At 35.1% G+C, this 1,623-nt stretch carries 1 protein-coding gene; it reads right to left on the reverse strand.

All coding sequences use genetic code 11. The features are described 5' to 3' along the window. Positions 1 to 286: 286 nt before the first annotated feature. A complete protein-coding gene (locus AC07DW_RS34425) occupies positions 287 to 967 on the reverse strand; it encodes an IS6 family transposase (protein WP_478861522.1) in 681 nt (226 codons plus the stop codon). Positions 968 to 1,623 lie beyond the last annotated feature (656 nt).

Below are 1,623 nucleotides of genomic sequence, written 5' to 3' on the forward strand. Positions count from 1 at the left end.
TTGACATATTTCTCCACTTCGATAGTTTACCCTCATCTTGACTTTCTTGTTGTGCCATTTGTAAAATCTTCTTATTATTCATTTCTTCTCTTCCTCTCTATGAATAAAGTATAACACCTTACAAGTAAACTTGTCAACTATATAAGCAAACTTGTTAAAGATATAAGTAAACTTGTCAAAAACAAAGTATGAAAAGTCCGTAAAAAATTAAGAAGCTCTCAATCATATAATTGGTTCTGTTGCAAAGTTTAAAAATCAAATACAAGGTTTATAATCCTTCTTGTTCTTAATCTAATATTCCCATTAAGACCTTAATCTCAGTAGATACCGAAAATCCGAAGAGCGTTCCATTTCTTCGGTTCTTTTTGTATATTCCTCGAATTGTTTCCATGCCCTTAATCGTGGTTGAGGCAGTTCGTAGACTTCGATAAAATTTATTGCGTCGTTTGATTGGTCGATGGTCTTGCTCAATGAGGTTATTGAGATACTTCACGGTTCGATGCTCTGTCTTAGTATATAAACCGTTACTCTGTAACTTTCTAAATGCAGAACCAATAGAGGGCGCTTTATCCTTGACAATTACTCTTGGTTGACCAAACTGTTTATGTAGTCGTTTCAAGAACGCATAAGCAGCTTGAGTATCCCGTTTCTTGCGTAGCCAGATGTCTAAAGTCAATCCATCCGCATCAATTGCACGATAGAGATAATGCCAACGACCTTTGATTTTGATGTACGTTTCATCCATTTTCCATGAATAAAAGGATTTTTTATTTTTCTTTTTCCAAATTTGATAGAGTAGTTTGCCATATTCTTGTACCCAACGATAAATCGTCGTATGAGAAACGTTAATGCCACGATCATATAAGATTTCTTGAACTTCACGATAGCTAAGGTTATAACGAAGATAGTAGCCCACGGCTACAATAATCACATCCTGCTGAAATTGCTTTCCTTTAAAATGATTCATCGTCATTCCTCCTGCTATCTTTTTCTATTATTCTACCTTATTTGATAGTAGATTTAAAACTTTGCAACAGAACCTCGATTTGCTTTATGCAAACGCCACCTACCCATTTTATAAAAATAAAATGAGCAAAAGATCTTTCTTTTTGTCATACAAAAAGAAGAAAAAAAAGAGACGATTTTCTTCTTCCGAAATCGTCCCTCTTTTTGGATGAACGAACAAAAAATCTCTCGTATTTTGTTTGTTCATCCACTAAAAATATGCGAACAGTATGGCTTCATTCAATCCTGTTCTTACAAGTCAAAAGCATCGAATCGTCCAAGGACGATTCAACAAAAAAAGTAGTCGTTTTTGGACGACTACTAAGTTCTAAACATTCATTACCCAAAATCAATTTGGTCTAACATCGTTTCTCGACTAGCTTGATCTAATCCAAGATACGTTAAGGTCATAGCTTCACTTGAATGGTTTAATAAATGCATCACTAAACCAATATTATAGTTTGACTGCGTATAGACCCGATAAGCGCCTGTTTTACGCATGGTATGCGTTCCTAGATAGTTAATTCCTACTTATTGTCGGCGGAGCTGGACGCTTCTTTCACAACCTCTATCCTCGATCTTTTTGGTCATACACTTCTTTGACGTTGATAAATTGAT

The organism is Streptomyces sp. NPDC045701, from assembly GCF_056432045.1.